General features: G+C 70.7%; 15 protein-coding genes and 1 tRNA gene. 7 read left to right on the forward strand and 9 right to left on the reverse strand.

Annotation, left to right across the window (positions count from 1 at the left end):
• Positions 1-17: 17 nt before the first annotated feature.
• The 4 genes from ACAG26_RS04185 (at position 18) to ACAG26_RS04200 (ending at position 4438) form a co-directional block, all read left to right on the forward strand.
• Positions 18-221 (forward strand): cold-shock protein, encoded by a 204-nt coding sequence (locus ACAG26_RS04185; RefSeq protein WP_003925183.1) that lies wholly within the window; start codon positions 18-20, stop codon positions 219-221.
• 119 nt (positions 222-340) lie between these two features.
• Positions 341-919 carry a hypothetical protein gene (locus ACAG26_RS04190; RefSeq protein ID WP_370479748.1) on the forward strand — a complete coding sequence of 193 codons (579 nt, stop codon included), beginning with the start codon at positions 341-343 and terminating at the stop codon, positions 917-919.
• A gap of 150 nt (positions 920-1069) precedes the next feature.
• The gene (gene topA / locus ACAG26_RS04195) at positions 1070-3862 is read left to right on the forward strand and encodes a type I DNA topoisomerase (protein WP_370479751.1); all 2793 of its coding nucleotides are present in this window, start codon (positions 1070-1072) and stop codon (positions 3860-3862) included.
• A gap of 222 nt (positions 3863-4084) precedes the next feature.
• A complete protein-coding gene (locus tag ACAG26_RS04200) occupies positions 4085-4438 on the forward strand; it encodes a hypothetical protein (RefSeq protein ID WP_370479753.1) in 354 nt (117 codons plus the stop codon).
• A 23-nt stretch (positions 4439-4461) separates the two neighbouring features.
• Here the strand turns inward: ACAG26_RS04200 and ACAG26_RS04205 are convergent, their stop codons facing one another.
• A complete protein-coding gene (locus ACAG26_RS04205) occupies positions 4462-6117 on the reverse strand; it encodes an adenylate/guanylate cyclase domain-containing protein (RefSeq protein WP_370479755.1) in 1656 nt (551 codons plus the stop codon).
• Positions 6118-6166: 49 nt separating this feature from the next.
• On the opposite strand from ACAG26_RS04205, the gene ACAG26_RS04210 reads away from it, so the two are divergent.
• Entirely contained in the window at positions 6167-7381 is a 1215-nt protein-coding gene (locus ACAG26_RS04210; RefSeq protein WP_370479757.1) for a DNA polymerase III subunit delta', read from the forward strand.
• Positions 7382-7437: 56 nt separating this feature from the next.
• Positions 7438-7513: transfer RNA gene (locus tag ACAG26_RS04215), tRNA-Thr, on the forward strand.
• Positions 7514-7622: 109 nt separating this feature from the next.
• Here the strand turns inward: ACAG26_RS04215 and ACAG26_RS04220 are convergent.
• From ACAG26_RS04220 to ACAG26_RS04230, 3 genes are all read right to left on the reverse strand, one after another.
• Positions 7623-8801: a Fic family protein gene (locus ACAG26_RS04220; RefSeq protein ID WP_370479759.1), complete on the reverse strand. Its 1179-nt coding sequence runs from the start codon at positions 8799-8801 to the stop codon at positions 7623-7625.
• A 154-nt stretch (positions 8802-8955) separates the two neighbouring features.
• Positions 8956-9246, reverse strand: a complete 291-nt coding sequence (locus ACAG26_RS04225; RefSeq protein WP_370479761.1) for a YiaA/YiaB family inner membrane protein — start codon at positions 9244-9246, stop codon at positions 8956-8958.
• 103 nt (positions 9247-9349) lie between these two features.
• Positions 9350-11137, reverse strand: coding sequence for a hypothetical protein (locus tag ACAG26_RS04230; RefSeq protein WP_370479763.1), 1788 nt, complete (start codon positions 11135-11137; stop codon positions 9350-9352).
• A 32-nt stretch (positions 11138-11169) separates the two neighbouring features.
• Between ACAG26_RS04230 and ACAG26_RS04235 the strand changes: the two genes are divergently transcribed.
• On the forward strand, positions 11170-12117 hold the full coding sequence (locus ACAG26_RS04235) for a GDP-mannose 4,6-dehydratase (RefSeq protein WP_370479766.1): 948 nt from the start codon (positions 11170-11172) through the stop codon (positions 12115-12117).
• 109 nt (positions 12118-12226) lie between these two features.
• Here ACAG26_RS04235 and ACAG26_RS04240 read toward each other — a convergent pair whose 3' ends face one another.
• From ACAG26_RS04240 to ACAG26_RS04260, 5 genes are read right to left on the reverse strand one after another with little or no spacing between them, the layout of a single operon-like run.
• Positions 12227-12565: a DUF2304 domain-containing protein gene (locus ACAG26_RS04240; RefSeq protein WP_370480382.1), complete on the reverse strand. Its 339-nt coding sequence runs from the start codon at positions 12563-12565 to the stop codon at positions 12227-12229.
• Positions 12566-12567: 2 nt separating this feature from the next.
• On the reverse strand, positions 12568-13278 hold the full coding sequence (locus ACAG26_RS04245) for a glycosyltransferase family 2 protein (protein ID WP_370479768.1): 711 nt from the start codon (positions 13276-13278) through the stop codon (positions 12568-12570).
• Between the two features lie 23 nt (positions 13279-13301).
• Positions 13302-14543 (reverse strand): hypothetical protein, encoded by a 1242-nt coding sequence (locus ACAG26_RS04250; protein ID WP_370479771.1) that lies wholly within the window; start codon positions 14541-14543, stop codon positions 13302-13304.
• Positions 14540-15889, reverse strand: a complete 1350-nt coding sequence (locus tag ACAG26_RS04255) for a M1 family metallopeptidase (RefSeq protein WP_370479774.1) — start codon at positions 15887-15889, stop codon at positions 14540-14542. Before ACAG26_RS04255 ends, ACAG26_RS04250 begins: the two co-directional genes overlap by 4 nt.
• Positions 15886-19788: a Pls/PosA family non-ribosomal peptide synthetase gene (locus ACAG26_RS04260; protein ID WP_370479776.1), complete on the reverse strand. Its 3903-nt coding sequence runs from the start codon at positions 19786-19788 to the stop codon at positions 15886-15888. The genes ACAG26_RS04255 and ACAG26_RS04260 overlap by 4 nt, the downstream gene beginning before the upstream one ends.
• Positions 19789-22107: the final 2319 nt, after the last annotated feature.

Below are 22107 nucleotides of genomic sequence, written 5' to 3' on the forward strand. Positions count from 1 at the left end.
GAAGGAAAGATCGACAAATGCCACAGGGAACTGTGAAGTGGTTCAACGCGGAGAAGGGCTTCGGTTTCATCGCTCCCGAGGATGGATCGGCCGACGTGTTTGTCCACTACACGGAGATCCAGGGATCCGGGTTCCGCACCCTTGAGGAAAACCAGAGGGTCGAGTTCGAGGTCGGCCAGAGCCCCAAGGGCCCGCAGGCCACGGGCGTTCGCTCCATCTGAGTAATCACCGCCGACGGCAAACCCCCCGCGCAGTCCCTCACGGGCCAGCCGGGGGGTTTCCTGTCATACGGGCCCGGTAAGCGGCTGAATCGTCGACGGACTGGCCTACTGTCGGTGACGTGAGCCAGCTGTCCTTCTTCTCGGCTGAGTCGGTGCCGCCCACCGTCGCCGACCTCACCGGGGTGTTGGCGGCCACCGGCCAGATCGTGGTGGTTGGTGACGGGGCCCGGCTGTCGGTGGTGGTCGAGCACCCGTGGCGTGCCGCGGCGCTGGCGGACATGATGCTGGAGGCGGGTCTGTCGCCCGAGATCGGCCACACCGACGAAGGCACCCCGCTGGTGCGCACGGCCGTCGATGCGCGGCTGCGCCCGCTGGCCGCCCAATGGACGCGGGGGGCGGTCAAGACCGTGCCTGGCCAGTGGCTCCCCGGGCCGCGGGAACTGCGGGCGTGGACGCTGGCGGCTGGTGCCCCCGAGGCCGACCGCTACCTGCTGGGCCTGGACCCGCACGCCCCGGACACCCATTCGCCGCTGGCGTCGGCGTTGATGCGTGTCGGTATCGCCCCTACCCTGATCGGTACCCGCGGTGCCCGACCGGCGCTGCGGATCAGCGGGCGACGTAGACTGTTGCGCCTGTTAGAGAACGTGGGGGAGCCACCTGACACTGCTGCGGCGAAGGCGTGCTGGCCGAGTGTTTAGCGGCCGCTTTCCGGACATCCGGATGGCGGTCGCACGGGGAGGCGGTTTGCGTCGGCCCGCCCAAGGTGCGAAATTGTCAGTTGTCCACAGGTGGAAGGCGCACGGTCGCTCGACCTGTCGGGGCGGAAAGAAGTGGAGCGTAAGCGCAAGGTGGCTGACCCCAAGACGGTGAGCGCCCGCGGCAGCGGCGGAAACGGAAGCGTGCGGCGACTCGTCATTGTCGAGTCGCCCACCAAGGCGCGCAAAATCGCTGGTTACCTGGGCTCGAACTACATCGTCGAGTCGTCGCGGGGACACATCCGCGACCTGCCCCGCAACGCCGCCGACGTGCCCGCGAAGTACAAGAGTGAGCCGTGGTCGCGGCTGGGGGTCAACGTCGACGCCGACTTCGAACCGCTCTACATCATCAGCCCGGATAAAAAGAGCACCGTCACCGAGCTCAAAGGCCTGCTCAAGGACGTTGACGAACTGTATCTGGCCACCGACGGTGACCGCGAAGGCGAAGCCATCGCCTGGCATCTGCTGGAGACCCTGAAGCCCAAGATCCCGGTCCGGCGGATGGTCTTCCATGAGATCACCGAACCGGCGATCCGCGCCGCCGCCGAACAGCCCCGCGACCTGGACCTCGACCTGGTCGACGCGCAGGAGACCCGCCGCATCCTGGACCGGCTGTACGGCTACGAGGTCAGCCCGGTGCTGTGGAAGAAGGTCGCGCCCAAGCTGTCGGCCGGCCGGGTGCAGTCGGTGGCGACCCGCATCATCGTGCAGCGCGAACGCGACCGGATGGCGTTCCGCAGCGCCAGCTACTGGGATGTGGTCGCCGAGCTGGACGCCAGTGTGTCCGACCCGAACGCGGCCCCACCCACCTTCACCGCCCGGCTGACCAGCGTCGACGGCATGCGGGTGGCCACCGGGCGGGATTTCGACTCGCTGGGTGCGCTGAAAAAACCCGACGAGGTGGTGGTGCTCGACGAGGCCGCCGCGGGCGGGCTGGCCGCCGGGCTGGCCGGCGCGCAGCTGTCGGTGGCGTCGGTGGAGGAAAAGCCCTACACCCGGCGTCCGTACGCGCCGTTTATGACCTCGACGCTGCAGCAGGAAGCCGGCCGCAAACTGCGGTTCTCCGCCGAGCGGACGATGAGCATCGCGCAGCGGCTCTACGAGAACGGCTACATCACCTACATGCGGACCGACTCGACGACGCTGTCGGCCTCGGCGATCGAGGCGGCCCGCACCCAGGCGCGGCAGCTCTACGGCGACGAGTACGTGTCCGGGTCACCGCGGCAGTACACCCGCAAGGTGAAAAATGCCCAGGAAGCCCACGAGGCCATCCGGCCCGCCGGTGAGACGTTCGCCACCCCCGACGCGCTGCGCCGCGAGCTCGACGGCGACGACTTCCGGCTCTACGAGCTGATCTGGCAGCGCACCGTGGCCTCGCAGATGGCCGACGCCCGCGGCACCACGCTGAGCCTGCGGATCGCCGGGGCCTCCGGTGACCAGCAGGTGGTGTTCGCCGCCAGCGGGCGCACCATCACCTTCCCCGGCTTCCTCAAGGCGTACGTGGAGACCGTGGACGAGCTGGCCGGCGGCGAGGCGGACGACGCCGAGCGGCGGCTGCCGCACCTGACCCAGGGCCAGCGAGTCGACGCCAGCGAGTTGACCCCGGACGGGCACGCCACCAACCCGCCGCCCCGCTACACCGAGGCGTCGCTGGTCAAGGCGCTCGAAGAGCTCGGCATCGGCCGGCCGTCGACGTACTCGTCGATCATCAAGACCATCCAGGACCGCGGTTATGTGCACAAGAAGGGCAGCGCCCTGGTGCCGTCGTGGGTGGCGTTCGCGGTCACCGGGCTGCTGGAGCAGCACTTCGGCCGGCTCGTCGACTACGGGTTCACCGCCGCGATGGAAGACGAGCTCGACGAGATCGCCGCCGGCCACGAGCACCGCACCAACTGGCTGAACAACTTCTACTTCGGCGGCGACCACGGGGTGGAGGATTCGATCGCGCGTTCCGGCGGCCTCAAGAAGCTGGTGGGCGTCAACCTGGAGGGTATCGACGCCCGGGAAGTCAACTCCATCAAGCTGTTCGACGACGCCGAAGGCCGTCCGGTGTATGTGCGGGTGGGCAAGAACGGGCCCTATTTGGAACGGATGGTCGCCGGCGACGACGGTGAACCCACCCCGCAGCGGGCCAACCTCAACGGCACCCTGACCCCCGACGAACTGACTCTCGACGTCGCCGAAAAGCGGTTCGCCACCCCCCAGGAGGGCCGGGTGTTGGGGGTGGACCCGCAGACCGGACACGAGATCGTCGCCAAAGACGGCCGGTACGGGCCGTATGTCAGCGAGATCCTGCCGGAGCCTCCCGAGGACGAACCCGGTCAGGGCGCCGCCAAGAAGGGCAAGAAACCCACCGGCCCCAAGCCGCGCACCGGGTCGCTGCTGCGCAGCATGGACCTGGAGACGGTGACGCTGGAAGACGCACTCAAGCTGCTGTCGCTGCCTCGGGTGGTCGGGGTGGACCCGGCCTCCGGTGAGGAGATCACCGCGCAGAACGGCCGCTACGGGCCGTACCTCAAGCGCGGCACCGACTCCCGGTCGCTGGCCACCGAGGACCAGCTGTTCACCGTCACCCTCGACGAAGCGTTGAAGCTGTACGCCGAGCCGAAACGGCGTGGTCGGCAAGCCGCGGCGGCGCCGCCGTTGCGGGAACTGGGCAATGACCCGGCGACGGGTAAGCCGATGCTGATCAAGGATGGCCGGTTCGGGCCCTACGTCACCGACGGTGAGACCAACGCCAGCCTGCGCAAGGGCGACGACGTGGTGTCGATCACCGATGAGCGCGCGGCCGAACTGCTGGCCGAGCGCCGGGCTCGGGGGCCGGTCAAACGGCCCGCCAAGAAAACCGCGCGCAAAACCGCGGCCAAAAAAGCCGCCAAACGCTAACGCGGTCCCTTGCCGGGATTTCGCCGGACCCGCGCCGTGGCCGACTCGGCGGCGCCCGGGGCGTGGGGCATAAGTCCTGGTCAACTTGCATTCCCGCGCACGTTCTCAGCCTCAGCTGATTGTTCTTAACTGCAAAACCGGTTGTTGCTCAGCCTGTTCTCAGGTAAGCTGTCGGATGTTGGAATGTGACAGTTGTCACGGGGGCGACTACCAAGGGGAGCTATGCGGCTGACCGTGTGTTGCGGCATCGCCGCCGCCGTCGCCCTCGCGGGTGCCGGCGTGATCGCCGCTACCCCGGTCCACCCGGCCCTGCCCGACGTCGAGGTGCCCGCGATTCAACTCTCCGCCGGCTCCAGCCAGGACATGGACCAGGAATTCCTCAACCTGCTGCAATTGCTCGGCCCGGACGCCGACAACCTGGTGAGCGGCACCGTGGATCTGCCGGAGCCGGTGACCATCGGCGGTGCGGGCGTGGACGGATTGGACCCGGACAGCCTGATGCCCAACCTCACCGACCCCGGTCAATTCAGCATCCCGCCGTCGCTGTGGCGCGACGTCTTCCGGCAATCGGGCTAACACGTCCTTAGAGTCTTCTCAGACTATTGGGCGGCGCTGGTGCCTGTTTCACGGGGCGCCTCGGCGGTCACCGCGAGATTCAGCGGCCGGGCCAACTGGGTGGGCACCGTGCGTCCGCGCAGCTCCACGATCTCGCCGACGTCCCAGCGCAACGCCTCGGCATCCAGCGCACCGCTGACCGCGATCGCCGACGCCAGCACGTGACCGATTTCCAGCTTGGCCAGCTCGGTGAGCCGGGCCGCCTCGTTGACCGGGTCGCCGATCACGGTGTACTCGAACCGCGCCTGGGCGCCGATATGGCCGGCGATGGCCCGGCCCGACGACACCCCGATCCCGAACTCGGTGGCCCCCAGCACCGGCAGCAGCTCGTCGTGCAACTCGCGGGCGGCGGCCAACGCCGCCCCGGCGGCGTCGGGATGCTCGATCGGGGCACCGAAGATGGCCAGCGCGGCGTCCCCCTGAAACTTGTTAACGAATCCGCCGTGCCGCCCGACGGTGTCCACCACGACCCGGAAGAACTCGTTGAGCAGGTTGACGACTTCGCTGGGCGGCCGGGTGGCCGCCAGCTGGGTGGAGCCGACCATGTCGACGAACAGCACGGCGACGTCGCGTTCCTGCCCGCCCAGCTCGGTGCCCCGCTCCAGGGCGCGCCGGGCTACGTCCTCGCCGACGTAGCGGCCGAACAGGTCCCGCAGCCGCTGCCGCTCGGCCAGGTCGCGCACCATGTCGTTGAAGCCGGCCTGCAGTAGGCCCAGCTCGCTGGCGTCGTAGATCTGCATGTGCGCGTTGTAGTTACCGCGCTGCACCTCACCGAGGGCCCAGCGCAGCTGCCGCAGCGGGTCGGCGATCGACATGGCCACCAGCACGGTGCTGGCCAGCCCGATGGCCAAGGCCACCAACGCCATCAACAGGATCGGGGTGAACAGCTTCTCCGGGGAGGCTTGCAGCAGCGCGGTCTTGTCGGCCACCACCGCCAGCACGATTGCCAGCAGCGGCACCCCGGTGGACAGCGTCCAGGTCAGCAGTTGACGCCAAATGACGCCGGGCGCTTGAACATTCTCCGGCAGGCCGGCGCGCAGCGCGGACACGGCCACCGGCCGCAGCACCCGCTCGGACTGCAGGTAGCCGATGATCGCGGTGGCGGCGGCACCCAGGGCGGTGGCGACCGCGACCACCGGCACCGCGTGCTTGGCCACCGGCCAGGTGGCGCCGGTGAAGACGATGCCGCCGACCGACCAGTACCCCAGGCTGATCAGCGTGCGGTAGAACGGCATCCGCAGCGCACGGGAGCGGGCCAGCTCGGTGGTCGCCGGATCGGTGTCGGTGAGCAGGCTGTCGCGGCGCTGCCAGCGGAACACCGGCACCAGCAGCCGCACGCTCACCGACACCCCGGTCAGGAACAGCAGCGCGATCACGATCACGAAGATCGCCAAGTTGGTGCGGGGCAGATCCTGCAGTTCGATGCGGTCCTCGGGCGGCAGCCCAAAACGCAGGAACCCCAGCACGAACAGGCCGCCGATGATGTCGGCTTGCAGCATGCTCAGCGTGAACACCGGCCACGGGGTGCGCGCCAGCCAGCGGACGAATGCGCTGATCCGTCCTGGCAGGGCCGCGGTGGTGTTCACCAGCCCACCGTATCGGTCGGCGCCGACCAAAACGTAGCTTAAAACCCGCAGCACAACCGCCGATCCTCGGTGGCGTCGGACACGCGGATTACTGTTGCCGGTGATGTCCGGGGTTTTTATGCGGCTGGTGGGCCAGGAGTCGGTGGAAGCCGAGCTGCTGGCCGCCGCGCAGGCCGCCCGCAGTGATTCGTCTCACACCCGCTCGGGCGGCGGAACCATGACCCACGCCTGGCTGGTGACCGGCCCGCCCGGGTCGGGACGGTCGGTGGCCGCGCTGTGTTTCGCCGCCGCGCTGCAGTGCACCTCGCCGGACGTCCCGGGCTGCGGGCAGTGCCGGGCCTGCACGACGACGATGGCCGGCACCCACGCCGATGTGCGCCGCGTCATCCCCGAGGGGCTGTCCATCGGGGTGGACGAGATGCGGGCGATCGTGCAGACCGCGGCCCGGCGGCCGAGCACCGGCCGCTGGCAGATCGTGGTGATCGAGGACGCCGACCGGCTCACCGAGGGTGCGGCCAACGCGCTGCTCAAGGTCGTCGAAGAACCGCCGCCGTCGACGGTGTTTTTGCTGTGCGCGCCGTCGGTGGACCCCGAGGACATCGCGGTGACGCTGCGCTCACGATGTCGGCACATCGCGCTGGTCACCCCGTCGGCCACCGCGATCGCGCGGGTGCTGGCCGAGGTCGACGGGCTGTCGGCCGAGGAGGCGGACTGGGCGGCGTCGGTCAGTGGTGGGCATGTGGGGCGGGCCCGGCGGCTGGCCACCGATCCGCAGGCGCGGCAGCGGCGCCAGCAGGCGTTGGGACTGGCCCGGGACGCGGCGACCCCGTCGCGGGCCTACGCGGCGGCCGAGGAACTGGTAGCCGCCGCCGAGGCCGAGGCCAAGGATCTCACCGTCGAGCGGGCCGAGGCCGAGACCGAGGAGTTGCGCACCGCGTTGGGGGCCGGGGGCACCGGCAAGGGCACCGCGGGGGCGCTGCGCGGGGCCACCGGGGCGATCAAGGAGCTGGAGCGGCGGCAGAAGTCCCGCCACACCCGGGCGTCGCGGGATGCGCTGGACCGGGCGTTGATCGATTTGGCCACCTATTTCCGGGATGCGCTGCTGGTGGCGTCCGGGGCGGCTGCGGTGCAGGCCAACCACCCGGACATGGCCGAGAAGGTGGCGGCGCTGGCCGCCCATGCCAGCCCGGACCGGCTGCTGCGCTGCATCGAGGCGGTGCTGGCCTGCCGCGAAGCGCTGACCATCAATGTCAAACCGAAGTTCGCCGTCGACGCCATGGTCGCCACCGTTGGGCAGGCCTTGCGTTCGGACCTGTAGTTTGGGCGGCCCGCAGGGCCTGCCGTAGACTCGTGCCGCCCGGCCGCACCGGGCATGCCGCCTTAGCTCAGTCGGTAGAGCGATTCACTCGTAATGAATAGGTCAGGAGTTCGATTCTCCTAGGCGGCTCCATTTTTGCAGGTCAGCGGATATGCCTCCCCGCCCGTTCGTGTTGGGCTGCCTGCTTGTTGAGCCGGCGGACCAGCCTCTTTTATCGCCAACCAAAGGTGTTGTATCGCAACTACAGTTGGCTTCGCCGTCCGGCGCGTTCGGCGAATGCGTCGAGCGCGGCGAGCACTTCAGGGGAACGCCACACCCGGTTGCGGGGGCCGCTACTCGTCTCGACGAGGATCCCCGCCTCGGCGAGCGGGTTGAGGTAGCGGTGAGCGTTGGTGGACTCGATGCCCAGCTCCCGCGCCAGTAACGCCGCGTTGACGACCGGGCGTCGGGTCAACAGATCGGCGAGCCTCCACACCGCCGAATCGGACCGCGCGGTAACCACGTGATTCCAGTTCTCCCGGATGCCGCGAAGGTCGGCGACCAGTTCACGTCCATTCGCGATGGACAGGACGCTGGCCCGCGCAAAGCGCTCGACGATCGGGGCGGCGTCACCGTCGCGGTAGGTGGTCAGTGCGGCGAAGTATGCGCCCGTGTCAGCCAGTAGCCCCGCCGAGACCGGCACCGTCACCTGGCGAATCATGCCTTTGTTGCGCAACATGGCCTGCACCAGTGCACGACCCGTGCGTCCGTTCCCGTCGGTGAACGGGTGAATAGTCTCGAACTGTGCATGGGCCACGGCGATCTGTGGCAGTGCGGGTACGTCGGAGCGCTGGACGAAAGCGATCAGGTCGTTGATCGCGCCGGGGATTAGCTGGTGGCGCGGGCCGACGAATGTTGCACCGACGGGGGTGGAGCCACCGCCGATCCACACCGGCTCGGTACGGAATTCGCCGGGGGTGTGGTGCGGCTCTTTCACCATCAACGCGCGGTGCATCTCCAGGATGGCGTCGGCGTCCACGGTGTCGGACAAGGTGACCGCCGCGCGCATTGCAGCGGTGTTGGCGACGATCATCTCGGCGTTGCGCTTGGCCCTGACACCGGCGAGCTCCGCCTCGGCGATAGCGCGGGCCGATGCCGTCAGGTTCTCGATCTGCGAGCTGGCCGCGGACTCCGACCGCAACAGCACGGCGGCAAACGGTGCGATCTCGCCTCCGAGTTCGGCGTCGAAGCGCGCGATCTCGTAGCTCGCGGCTTCGGCTTCCGCGACTACGGACGGCGGAAGGTCCAGGACCAGGTCGGCAATGCGGGCCGGCAGTACGGGACGGTAGGTGCCGTACTTCGGCAACGCCGTGCTCGCGTACCGCACCCCCTGTGGTTCCCAACGCACGTTCTCGTAGGTGACAGGACGAAGTGAAGTCACGGAACCAGTTTAACTTCACTTATTCCATTAAGTGAAGTTAACGACGCCGGTTGACCTCACTTCTTGCCTACCCGGTTCGCAAACGGCGCTTCTGGCGCCACAGATCCCCGCCGGGTGCTGAGCCCGACGGGGGATCTGTCGAGCGATCGATCGCTTAGACGACGCCCTTGAGCGGGTTGTGTCCGACATACATCTGTTCCATGCGGGCTTCATCCACCCGGTTGCGGATCTGTTGGACTTCGTGCTGGTCGCGGATCACCTTGGCGAGGTTGAAGCAACTGGTCACCAAGAACAGCCCGCACACCGCCAGAAAACCCCGCTGCCAGACCGACATTGGCAGGAAGGTGATCCCGATGGCCAGGGAGCTCAGCGACACCCCGAACGCGATGGCGGATTGGGTGAAGAAGGCGCTGGTGGAGCGGAGAAGTGGTTGTGGTGTTTCCATGCCAGAAATATTCGCACCACCGCCGGGCCGCGGGGATACGCAATTCTACTCAACTTTGGCCGGCGCGCCCCGGCGCAAACGGCCCCGAGGGACACGCCCCCACCTACCGTGGCGCCACGTACCCGACCGGGCCCGAGGCGATGCACACCGACAGGGCCGCGGTGTCGGCGCGCACGCTGATGTCGTTGCCGGCGCCGGGCAGCCGCACGTAGACCCGGTTCAGGCCGGGATGCACCGGGACCTTGGTGGCGGGACCTTCGGACAGCGCCAACGTCATCGAGCCGTCGACGTTGGCCAGGTAGTTGATCTCGGCGGTCCAGTCCGCCGGCAGCAGCGGGCCGTCCAGCACCAGCCGCGTCGGAATGTCGGGCTGCGCAAAGTATCCGCACCGCGGCACCGGCCCCGGCACGATGGTGCGGACCCAGGTGACCTGTGCGTCGACCAGCCGGCCGGTGCTGTCCAGCATCCGCAACAGCGTTGTCGTCGACGCGAATTCGGGACGATCCCGCAGCAGCGCGAACAGGTGGCTGGCCCGGTTCTCCGGCCCGACCACCCGCTGCAGCACCATCGGGTCGACCTCCTGATCGAGCAGCGGCGCATCGGAGTCGGCGCGGGCGGCGGCCAGGGCTTGCCGGGCGTGCCGCAGATAGGGCTCGGCCGGGTTGTCCCGCCACGACGCCAGAAACGTCGCGGTGGAATACAGGCTGCTGGCCACGAACGCCGCCGCCAACGCGATTGTCACCACCGTGCGCGCTACGGAGGCGTTCAGCCACCGCGACGAATCCCGGTTCGGCGCACACAATCCCACGCCCGCCAGCACGGCCAGCACCACCAGAAGGTCGGCCAGATAACGCAGCGTCTGGGCGAGTTCCAGTGCGGTGAACGCCGACGAGCGCATCAAATAGATCGGCACCTGGCAGGCCGCCGCGTAGCCGACCGCGGCCAGCCACACCGCACCGAGGCGACGCTTGCGCAGCAGTGAGACCAGCGCCACGCCGGCCAGCACCAACCAGCCGAGCACCATCACCGCCGCGCCGGGCGCGGCCCACGGCGACGCCGGCGCCCACCGGTCCCAGGTCCACGGCCCGCCGGCCAGCGCGGGCACGATGCCGTGGGTGACTGAGCGGCGCAACAGATCCCACGTCATCGCTAGGTCGAAACTCCACCGCCGCTGATTGACCACCGCCAGATACAGCGCGATCCAGGCCGCGGTCAGCGCCAGCGACGCCGTCCACAACCGGCGCCCGGCCCGCCACACGGTTCCTACCGCGGCCCGATCACCCTGCACATGGGCCAGCAACGCGGCCACCGCGAACGCGACGAACGGGATCACCGCGGCCTTCTCGAAAAACAGCAGACCGCTCAGGTACGCCAGCACCCCGGTCAGCGCGTAGCGCTGCCGGCCGGTGCGCACCAGCAGTATCGCGTCGGCGCACACCCAGGCCAGTGCGGCCAGCATCGGCAGCGCGTTGAGCGCCGCCGACCACCACGCGAAGGCCGGCAACCCCAGCGGGCAAAACAGCGCGAAGGTCAGCGGGATGAGCAGCATCGGCCGCCACCCCAAGATCACCCACAGCGCCCGCAGCAGCGCCAGCGACGCCAGCAGTTGCAGCACCACCAAGCTGACCGCCGGACCGGCCCACACCAGCGGCCAGCACCGGGTGATCGCGCCGGCGAGCAGGAACGCGGCCGGCATCACGTGCCCGTCGTGGTCGTCGAGCAGATACGACGACGACAGCAGGTCCTGGGTGCCGGCCCGGCCGACCAGGATCAGGTCGTCCCAGTAGAAGTAGCCGTCGAACGCCAGCACCGCCCGGACCACCAGTTGGGCGATGATCAGGACCGCCGCGGTGGCGGCGACCCACGGGAGGCGAGTCGTCCGGGCGGTCATAGCTCTTTCTTACCGGTCGGTATGGTGGGCCGGTGCGTGCACTGGTCACCGGCGCGGCCGGGTTCATCGGGTCCACGCTGGTCGACCGTTTGCGGGCCGACGGGCACAGCGTCCTCGGCCTGGACAACTTCGCCAGCGGGCGGGCCACCAACCTCGAGCACCTCAGCGACGACCCCGAGTTCGTCTTCGTCGAGGCCGATATCGTGACCGCGGATCTGGCCGCGATCCTCGACGAGCATCGGCCCGAGGTGGTGTTTCACCTGGCCGCGCAGATCGATGTGCGGCACTCGGTGGCCGACCCGGCCTTCGACGCGTCGGTCAACGTCATCGGCACGGTGCGGCTGGCCGAGGCGGCGCGGCGCGCGCAGGTTCGCAAGATCGTGCACACCTCCTCGGGCGGCTCCATTTACGGCACCCCGCCGTCGTATCCGACCGGCGAAGACGTTCCCACCGATCCGGCCTCGCCGTACGCGGCGGGCAAGGTCGGCGGCGAGATCTACCTCAACACCTTCCGCAACATGTACGGGCTGCAGTGCAGCCACGTCGCACCCGGCAACGTGTACGGGCCGCGCCAGGACCCGCACGGCGAAGCCGGGGTGGTGGCGATCTTCAGCCAGGCGCTGTTGTCCGGCAAACCCACCAAGATCTTCGGTGATGGCTCCGACACCCGCGACTACGTGTTCGTCGACGACGTGGTCGACGCCTTCGTCAAGGCGTCCGGGCCGGCCGGCGGCGGGCAGCGGTTCAACATCGGCACCGGGGCGGAAACCTCGGTGCGGCAACTGCACCGCGCGATCGCGGCCGCGGTCGGCGCGCCCGACGATCCGGAGTTCCACCCGCCGCGGCTGGGTGATCTCAAGCGGTCCTGCCTGGACATCAGCCGCGCCGAGCGGGTGCTGGGGTGGCGTCCCCAAACCAGCCTGGACGAGGGCCTGCGCCGCACGGTGGCCTACTTCCGCCAGGTGCACGCCGCGGGTTAGCGGTCGATCACCGGGGGCTCCGCGAACCAGTGTGCGCGACTGTGCGGTGCCATACGCCCCGTCCGGCGTGTCGCGTACGAAACCGCACAGTCGGCGCGGTTTTTCCGGGTTAGCTCTGTTCGGGGGGCTGGGCGCTTTCCAGGGCGATCGCCCGGGCCAGCCGGGCGTAGCGCAACTCCAAATCCTTGAACCGCATGTAGGTGCTCAAGGTGGTGAAGATGAACGCGATGATCAGCGCGTACAGCATCAGGTCGGTGCCGCGTTTGACCCCCAGCAGGTGCGCCACCACGGTGGTGTCGTCCGGTCGCAGCACCGCGTACACGCCGGCGAACACGAACGCCACGTAGCCGACCTTGACCCAGGCCCGCGACTTCGCGCTGGTGCGCGACCGCAACAACCCGAACAACGCGAGGATCGCCACGATCAGCAGCACCTGGATCCAGTGGATGGTCATCGCGGCATCCTTCCCCGCAGCAATTCGTCGAAGATGATGTTGACGCCGTTGAGCAGCGGCTGGCCTTTGGACTTCGAGTACGCGGTGTAGAGGATTTCGATCGGTTCTTCGACCACCCGCCACCGGTTTTCGTCGATGAGCATGATGAATTCGCTGGCGTGGCTCATCCCGTTCATGGTGATGTTGAGCCCGTCGGCGACGGTCTTGTTGAACACCCGCAGGCCGTTGTGGGCGTCGGTCAACCCCAGCCGTCGGCTGCGTCGGCTCAGCCGGGCCGCGGTCTGCAGCACGATGCGTTTGGCCAGCGGCGGGCGGCTGCCGCCCGGGCGGGCGAAGCGGGTGCCGATGACGATGTCGGCCCCGCCGGCGGCCAGCCGCTGCACCATCGCCACCACGTCGGTGACCCGGTGCTGACCGTCGGCGTCGAAGGTGGCGAAGACCTGGGCGCCGGGCTGGCGGCGGGCGTATTCGACACCGGTCTGAATCGCGGCGCCTTGCCCCAGGTTGACCGGGTGGCGCACCAGGTGTGCCCCGGCGCGGTGGGCGATCTCGCCGGTGCCGTCGGCGCTGCCGTCGTCGACGCAGACGACGTTACGGAACACCGAGCGGACCTCGGAGACGACCTCGCCGATGACGGTGGCTTCGTTGAATGCCGGTATGACGATCCACACGTTGGGGTAGTGGGCGGCCGTGTCCTTCGGGTCCATTACGCCAACAAGCTACACGCTGATCAGCGGTCGGTCCGGGTCAGCGCGGCCAGGTGGACGGCGATTCCCGCCAACGGACCGGTCATCAGGGCGACCACGGTACGGGTCTGCAGATCCAGCGGCACCAGCAGCAGCAGCGTCGACGCCACCGTCGCACCGACCCAGCCCAGCGCGTAGGCGCGGTGCAGCGCGGCTGCCACCGCGGCGGCGCCGGTCAACGTCAACATGGCCATCACCACCGCCGCGCCGGTCAGCCCGGCCAGCAACACGCCCGAGGCCTGATAGTCGGCGCCGAACGCGGCCCGCAGCAACCACGGGCCCAGCAGCCCGGCGGCCAGCACCCCCACCGCGCCGACCCCGGCGATCACCACCGCCGGCGACAGCAGCGCCCGCAGCCGCCGGCTGCGCTGGTCCACGAAGTGGGCGATCAGGTTGCCCTGCATGGCGGTCAGCGGCACCAGCAGCGGCGCCCGGGTCAGCGTCACCGCCAAGATGACCACGCCGCCCTCGGCGCCGAGCTCGCCGGAGGTGGCCTTCAGCAGCACCGGGAAACCCATCACCAGGATCGCGCTGGCCCCGGCCGCGGTGATCGAATGCGCGGCCCCGCGCAGGAAGGTCACGGTGCTCACCGGGGTGAGCAGTCGGGCGGCCGCCCTGGTCACCGGGGAGCCGAGCAGCAGCAGCAGCCAGGCCACCGCCCCGGCCACGGTGGCCCACAAAAACCCGACCAGACCCCAGCCGATCACGAAAGTGGCGGCGGCGACCCCCACCCGGATGACGGCGTCGGTGACCATCAACGCCCCGTACTGGGTCCACCGGTTGGCGCCGGCCAGCATCCCCAGCAGGGTGGCGTGCAGGCAGAACCCGGCCAGCCCGACGCTGAGCAGCCCCACCGACAGCCAGCGTGCGTCGGCGAACACTGGGCCGCTCCACAGCGGCGACGTGCCGGTGATCACCACCGCGGCGGCCAGCCCCAGCAGCGCGGCCACCCGCAGCGGTCGGGTGACCCGCCCGGGTGCCGGCACGCCGAACTGGATGGACCGGATCTCCCGGGTGGTCTCCTGCAGCAAGCCGTTCGCGGCGCCGGTGACCAAGCCGAACGCCCCCCAAAACACCGCGAACACCGAGAACCCGTCCGGGGCCAGGTCGCGCGCGGCCAGATACACCACCGCGTAGCCGCACAGCGCGGTGACCGCGGTCGCGGTGGCGACCCGGGCCACGCTGCTGCGGGTGACCGGGCCCAGCGTCGAACCGGTGGTCGTCATAACGGCGGGACCGCCGTTGAATACAGCCACGCTTGCCACAGCGGCTGCAGCGACACCGACGCATAGTTGGCGGCCAGCCCGGTGAAGTCGTCGGTGTCGGCGCTGCCGTGCCGGTAGCGGGTGGTCCAGTCCCGCAGCAGCGCAAAGAAATTCGTGTCACCGAGTTCGCCGCGCAGCACATGCAAGGTCAGCGCACCGCGCTTGTACACGCGGTCGTCGAACATATCGGCCGGCCCCGGGTCGGCCAGCAGCAGATCCTGCGGCGACCCGGCCAGCCGCCGGTGGTAGCCGCGGGCTAGCTCGGCGGCGCTGGGCCCGCCGGAGTGCTCGGACCACAGCCATTCGGCGTAGCAGGCGAAACCCTCGTGTAACCAGATGTCGCGCCACCGCCGGGCGGTCACCGAGTTGCCGAACCACTGGTGGGCCAGCTCGTGGGCGATCAGCCGCTCCGATTTGCCCGCGCCGTCGCAGTGGTTGGCCCCGAAGATCGATATCCCCTGCGCCTCCAGCGGGATCTCCAGGTCGTCGTCGGTCACCACCACGGTGTAGCCGCCGGCCAGCGGATACGGCCCGAACAACCGGGCAAACAGCTGCATCATCTCGGGTTGCCGGGCGAAGTCGTGGTCGAAGTGGTGCCGCAGCCGCGGCGGCAGCGCGGCCAGCATCGGCACCGTGCTGTCGGCCAGCCGATGGGTCGCGTACCGGCCGATCTGCAGGGTGATCAGGTAGCTCGCGGTCGGCTCGGCCTGTTCGTAGGTCCAGGTGGTGTAGCCGGCCCGGGCCCGCCGCGACACCAATTCCCCGTTGGCGATCGCGGCGTAGGCGTTGTCGGTGCTGATCTGGATGCGGTAACTGGCCTTGGCGCTGGGACGGTCGTCGCAGGGAAACCACGACGCCGCGCCGTTGGGCTGCCCGGCGACCAGCACGCCATCCGACAGTTCCTCGAAACCCACTTCACCCCAAAGGCTTTGGATCGGCCTGGGCGAACCGCCGTAGCGGATGGTGATCGGCAGGGCGGCCCCGGCGGGCAGTTCAGCGGCCAACGTGATGCGCAGCTTGCCGCCCGACGCCGCGAACCGCGCCGGACGCCGCCCGCCCACCCACACCTTGGTCACCGACAGTGTGTCGGCGAGGTCCAGGGTGAAGCTGCGCAGCGGCGCCAGGGTGACGGCGGTGATGGCGGCGGTGCCGGTCAGCCGGTTCGACGCGATCTTGTACGTCAAATCCAGTTCATAGCGGGACACCCGGTAGCCGACGTTGCCGGTGGTCGGCACGTACGGGTCCACCACCGGCGCCGCCACCTCGCGCGCCGATTTCTTCGCGGATTTCTTGGCCGGGCTGCTCATGCCGCCGACTCCTCCGGCCCCTTGTCGGCGCGGCGACGCTTCTTGCGCGACACCGGCCACGGGGCGATCGGGTTGCCCTGCCACCGAGTCGAGGCCGGCACTTGATCGCCGCGCATCACCAGCGACGCCGGCCCGACGGTGGCGCCCGCCCCGAGCCGCGACGCCGGCAGCGCCACACAGTTGGGGCCCAAGGTGGCGCCGGCGTCCAGGACCACCGCATCCATCCGCATGATCCGGTCGTGGAACAGGTGGGTCTGCACCACACAACCCCGGTTCACCGTGGCGCCGTCGCCCAGGCGCACCAGATCGGCCTCGGGCAGCCAATACGTTTCGCACCACACGCCGCGGCCGATCGCGGCGCCCAGGGCGCGCAGCCACAGGTTCATCACCGGGGTGCCGGTCGCCGCGCGGGCGAACCACGGTGCGGCCACGGTTTCGACGAAGGTGTCCGACACCTCGTTGCGCCACACGAACGACGACCACAGCGGCCGGTCCGTCGCCCGGATGCGGCCGACCACCAGCCATTTCGCCACCACGGCGGCAGCGCCGGCCACCGCGCCCGCGCCCAGCAGCACCACCCCGCAGCCCAGCGCCGCCCCGCGGTAACCGAATTCGGTTGCCAGCCACTGCAACACACCCAGCACGCTGACCCCGATCGCGAAGGTCGCCAAAACCGGGATCAATCGAGCGGTCTCGACCAGCGCGCGCATCAGCTTCAGCCGCAGCGGCGGGTCAAAGGTGCGGTTGGTGTCGGCGTCGCTGGCCTGCCGGCGCAGCCGCACCGGCGGGCTGCCCAGCCACGACGACCCGGTTTTGGCCTTGTGCGGCGCCGCCGAGAGCACCGCCACCAGCGCGTCGTCCGGCACCCGCCGGCCGGGCTGGGTGATCCCCGAGTTGCCCAGGAACGCCCGCTTGCCGATGGTGGCCTGGGCGACGTGGATCCAGCCGCCGCCCAGCTCGTAGGAGGCGACCATGGTGTCATCGGCCAGGAACGCCCCGTCGGCGACCACGGTGAACTTCGGGGTTTGCAGCACGGTGGAGATCTCGGTGCCGCGGCCCACCTGGGCGCCCAGCAGCCGCAGCCACCCCGGGGTGAGCAGGCTGGCGTACAGCGGGAACAGGTAGTTGCGGGCCGAATCCATCAGCCGTTCGGTCGCCCACAGTTGCCAGCCGACCCGGCTGCGCACCGGGTGATACCCGGCGCGCAGCCCGACCGACAGCGCCCGCACCCCCAGCACGGTCAGCACCGCGTAGGTCGCCACGGCGGCCAGCGCCGCCACCGGCGTCCAGGCCGCCGCCGGGCCGATCGCGGCGGTCAGCGTGGCGGTGTCGCGCACCGCCCAGCCCAGCACCGCCAGCCCGACCCCCAGCGCCACCAACGGCAGCCCGCCCAGCAGCAGCGACGTCAACCCGTACATCGCCACCCACGCCGGTCGCCGCGGCGGCCGCTGCTGCGGCCAGGGATGGCGCGCCTTGCCCGACTTCACCGCCGGCGAGCCGCTCCAGTACTGGCCGTTTTTCACCTTGCCGATCACCCCGGAGCCCGGGGCGATGTCGGCGTCCTTGCCCACCGACGCCCCGGGCAGCAGCGTGGTGCGGGCCCCGATGGTGGCGTCGTTGCCGACCGTGATCGGCCCGACGTGAAACACGTCGCCGTCAATCCAATGCCCGCACAGGTCGACCTCCGGTTCGATCGCGCAGCGGTGCCCCAACGTCAGCATCCCGGTCACCGGCGGGGTGGAGTGCAGGTCCACCCCCTTGCCGACCCGGTTGCCCAGCGCCCGGGCGTAGTAGACCAGCCACGGCGCGCCGGCCAGGTTCTCCGCGCCGCTGGCCGCGGCCAGCCGTTCAGCCAGCCACACCCGCAGGTGCTCGCCGCCGCCGCGCGGATAGCTGCCCGGCCGCAGGCCGGACAGCAACAGCCGCGCCCCCAGCACCGCGATCCCCATCCGCCCCGGCGGGGTGACGAACAGCAGGAACGCCCCGACCACCCACCACCAGTCCACGCGGACCAGCCACGGAACCGGGTGCAGCGCCGCCGCGGTGTTGTTGAGCACGGCCAGCCAGGTCACCCACTGCAGACCGGTCAGGGTGGCCAGCGGCAGCGCCGCCAGCAGCTGCGCGGCCTGGGTGCGCCGCGGGGTGGGCCGCACCGCGCGCGGGGCCACCTCCAGCGGCGGGTCGAGTTCGGCGACGTCGTCGAGGAACCCGGCCAGCGAGCCGAGCCGGGGATGGTCGTAGAGCTGGGCCACGGTGAGCTGCGGGTAGCGCCCCCGCAGCGCGGCCACCAGCTGCGCGGCCTGCAACGAGCCGCCGCCGAGCGCGAAAAAGTCGGCCTGCGGTCCGTCGACCGGCGCGGCCAGCACCTCAGTCCACAGCCCGGCCAGCCAGCCCAGGGTGCCGGACAACTCGGCGGCCGGCTCCTCGGCCAGCGGCCAGGGCAGCGCGTCGCGGTCCACCTTGCCCGACGTGCGGGTGGGCAGCTCGTCGACCAGCACCAGCCGCGGCACCAGCGCCGGCGGCAGCGTATGGGCCAGCGCGGCGCGCGCGGCGGCCAGGTCGAACCCCGGGTCGGCGCTGACGATGTAGCCGACCAGCAGCGGGGTGCCGCGCGCGGTGCGGCGCACCGCGGTCGCGCCGCCGCCGACCCCGGGCAGGGCCATCAGCGCGGCATCCACCTCACCGAGCTCGATGCGGCGGCCGCCGACCTTGACCTGGTCGTCGGCGCGGCCGCAGAACAGCAGCCCGCCGGGTTCCAGCCGCACCAAATCCCCGCTGCGGTAGGCGCGCCGCCAGCCCAGCGTCGGCAGCGGGGCGTATTTGTCGCTGTCCTTGGCGGCGTCGAGGTAGCGGCCCAGGCCGACGCCGCCGATCACCAGCTCACCGACCTCGCCGTAGCCCACCGGCGCCCCGTCGGCGTCGACGACGGCCAGATCCCAGCCGGGCAGCGGCATCCCGATGCGCACCGGCCCGGTTCCGCCCAGCTTGGCCGCGCAAGCCACCACGGTGGTCTCGGTGGGCCCGTAGGTGTTCCACACCTCCCGACCGTCGACCGCCAGCCGCTCGGCCAGCTCGGGTGGGCAGGCCTCACCGCCGAAGATCAGCAGCCGCACCGCTTCCAGCGCCTCGGCCGGCCACAGCGCCGCCAGCGTCGGCACCGTCGACACCACGGTCACGTCCCGGGCCACCAGCCACGGACCCAGGTCCACGCCGCTGCGCACCAGCGACCGCGGGGCCGGCACCAGGCAGGCGCCGTGCCGCCACGCCAGCCACATCTCCTCACAGGACGCGTCGAAGGCCACCGACAGGCCGGCCAGCACCCGGTCGCCCGGCCCGATCGGCTGGTGCTGCACGAACAGCTGCGCTTCGGCGTCGACGAACGCGGCCGCGTTGCGGTGGGTGATGGCCACCCCTTTGGGGGTGCCGGTGGAGCCGGAGGTGAAGATGATCCAGGCGTCGTCGCGGCTCAGCGGCGCCGCGGCGCGCCAGCCCCGCGACGAGCCGGGCCCGCGCACCAGCCCCTGCTCGGTGATCACCGCCGTCACCAGCGCCTCGTTGAACACCAGCTCGGCCCGCTCGATCGGGTCGTCGGCGTCGACGGGCACATAGGCCGCGCCGGTCGCCAGCACCGCCAGGATCGCCATGTACAGCGCGTAGCTGCCCGACGGCATCCGGATGCCGATCCGGTCGCCGCGGCCGATGCCGCGGGCGGCCAGCCACGCCACGCTCTCCTCGATGTCGGCGATCAACTCGGCGTAGGTCAACACCACGGTGCCGTCGTCGATCGCGGCGGCGTCGGGGTAGCGGGCCGCGGTGGCGTGCAGGATGTCGACCAGGGTGCGCGGCTGCGGAGCCGATGACGAGCGCAGGTACTGCGCGGGGACCTCCGGTATCGGCACGCCTGTAGAAACTACCCAGCAGACGGGGAGTCGGCCCAACAGCACGCCGCGCCGCGATATGGCAGACTCGACGGGCGGAGGGGAGTATTCCTTCGCCGCGGTGTCGTCATCACGTCGACCATCAGGGGACGACCGGTACCGCGGGCCGTTTTCGGCGGAAGAGACCTCCGGCGTTGTCGCGACCGCCGGAGGTTTTTAGTACATGCAGACGTTCTCGCCGCTGCGGGCGGTCGAATTCGGAATCCGAGCGACCTCGGCGTGCCTGGACGCCGCGGTGCACACCGCGACCGGTGCGGCCGACGCCGTCGGTGCGGCGGCCGTGGCCAGTGTCGACCTCGCGACCCTGCCGATTCGCCACGGCGCCAAGATCTTGTCCGGTGAGGCCTCGGTGACGTCGCTGACCCGGCGCAGCTGGGTCGGTGATGGCCGCGCGTGGATCGAGGTCCGCGGTGTCCACGGGTCGGACGGGGCCGAACGCGGCCGCGCCGTGCTCGACGCGCTGGCGGCCCACCCCGGTGTCACGTCGGTCAGCCTGAACCGCCCGCTGGCACGGGCCGTGATCGAGTTCGACGCCGACCAGACGTCGCTTCCCGAGCTGTGTTCGGTGGTCAACGACGCCGAACAGCGCACCCGGACGGAAACCGGCGCGCCCCCGGCACCAACCCGGGCCGCCAGCCTGCCCGGCGACGGCCTGCTGCTGGCCACCAAGGGGGCGATGGTCGGGGTCAACGCCGCCGGGCTGGCCTTCGCGGTCGCGGGCCGGATGCTGCGGTTGCCGGCCGCGCCCGTCGCCGTCGACGCGGTCGCGGCGCTCGCGAACTACCAACCGTGGGTGCGGCGGCGGCTGGAGGACCGGATCGGGGTCGGCGCGACCGACACCGTGTTGTCGCTGATCTCCGTCACCGCGCACGTCGTCACGCTGTCGCCCGCGACATTGTCGGTCGACCTGGCGGTGCAGGCGCTCAAGGCCCTGGAGTGCCGCGCCGCCGCGCAGGCATGGAACCGCCACGAACCGGCCTTGGCCGCCTTCGCCGACCACGCCGAGGTGCACCACCGGTCGCGCCCGGTGCCGCCCCCGGCCGGGCCGGCCGAGCGGCACGGCACCCGGGTGGCGTTCGTGCAGGCCATCGGCGCCGGTCTGGTGGGGGTCGTCACCCGCAACGTCGCGATGGCTTCGACGGCGGCGGTGGTGGCGGCACCCAAAGCGCTGCGCACCACCCGGGAGTCCTTCGCGGCGACGCTCGGGCAGGGGCTGGCCGACCAGCACCGCGTGCTGCCGTTGCGGCCGGAGGCGTTGCGTCGGCTGGACAAGGTCGACGCGCTGCTCGTCGACCCGCGGGTGCTGTGCGGTGAGAAGTTGCGGGTCGTCACCGTCCGCGGTGTCGGCGACCACCAGCTGCCGACGGCCTGGGAAAAGGCGCAGGCGCTGCTGGGCCAGCCCGGTCTGAAACCGGGCTGGCACCGGCTGCCGCGGGTCGGCGCGCGGAACGGGGCGGCGGAGGCGCTGATCGCGCCCGCCCATCACCCGCTGGCGTCGGCGGTGCTGGTCCAGGCACGCGCCTCCGGGGCGACCCTCGTCACGGTCGACGACGACGCCCTGGGCGAGCTGCGGACCGCGTTCGACACCGTCGCGCCGGTCGACGCCGGCACCGAGGACGCGCTGGGCACCGCGCTGGCCGACCTGCAACGCGACGGGCACACCGTCGCCGTGCTGTCGGCAACCGGGGGGCCGGCGCTGTCCTGCGCGGACGTCGCGCTGGGCCTCGCACCGAGCAACGGCACGGCGCCGCCGTGGGATGCGGATCTGCTGCTGGCCGACCTGGCCGGCGCCTGGCAGGTGCTGCGTGCAATGCCGGCGGCGCGGGACGCCAGCCAGCACGGCATCACGCTGTCGGCCAGCGCGTCGGCGCTGGGCGCGGTGCTGATGGTGCCCGGTACGCGGGTGCGGCAAGGCCGCGGGCCCGGGCCGGTGACCCTCGGTGCGGCCGCCGGGGTGGTGTCGGGCTATCTGCTGGCCCGCCGGGTGATTCGGACACCCGCCCCGCGGCCGGCACCCAGTTACGAATGGCATGCGATGTCGGTGCAGCAGGTCCGGGAGGTGCTGCCGGCGCCGGACGCGGAGGCGGCGGCGACGGTCGATGCGGCGCCGCCCAACGCGGTCTGGCAGTTCGCCAAGGCCGTCCGCGCGGAACTGTCGGATCCGCTGACCCCGATCATGGCGGTGGGTTCGGCGGCGACCGCGCTGTTGGGCTCGCCGATCGACGCGGTGATGGTCGGGATCGTGTTGGTCGGCAACGCCATGCTCGCCGCCGCCCAACA

The organism is Mycobacterium sp. pUA109 (assembly GCF_041287095.1).
Classification (GTDB): Bacteria; Actinomycetota; Actinomycetes; order Mycobacteriales; family Mycobacteriaceae; genus Mycobacterium.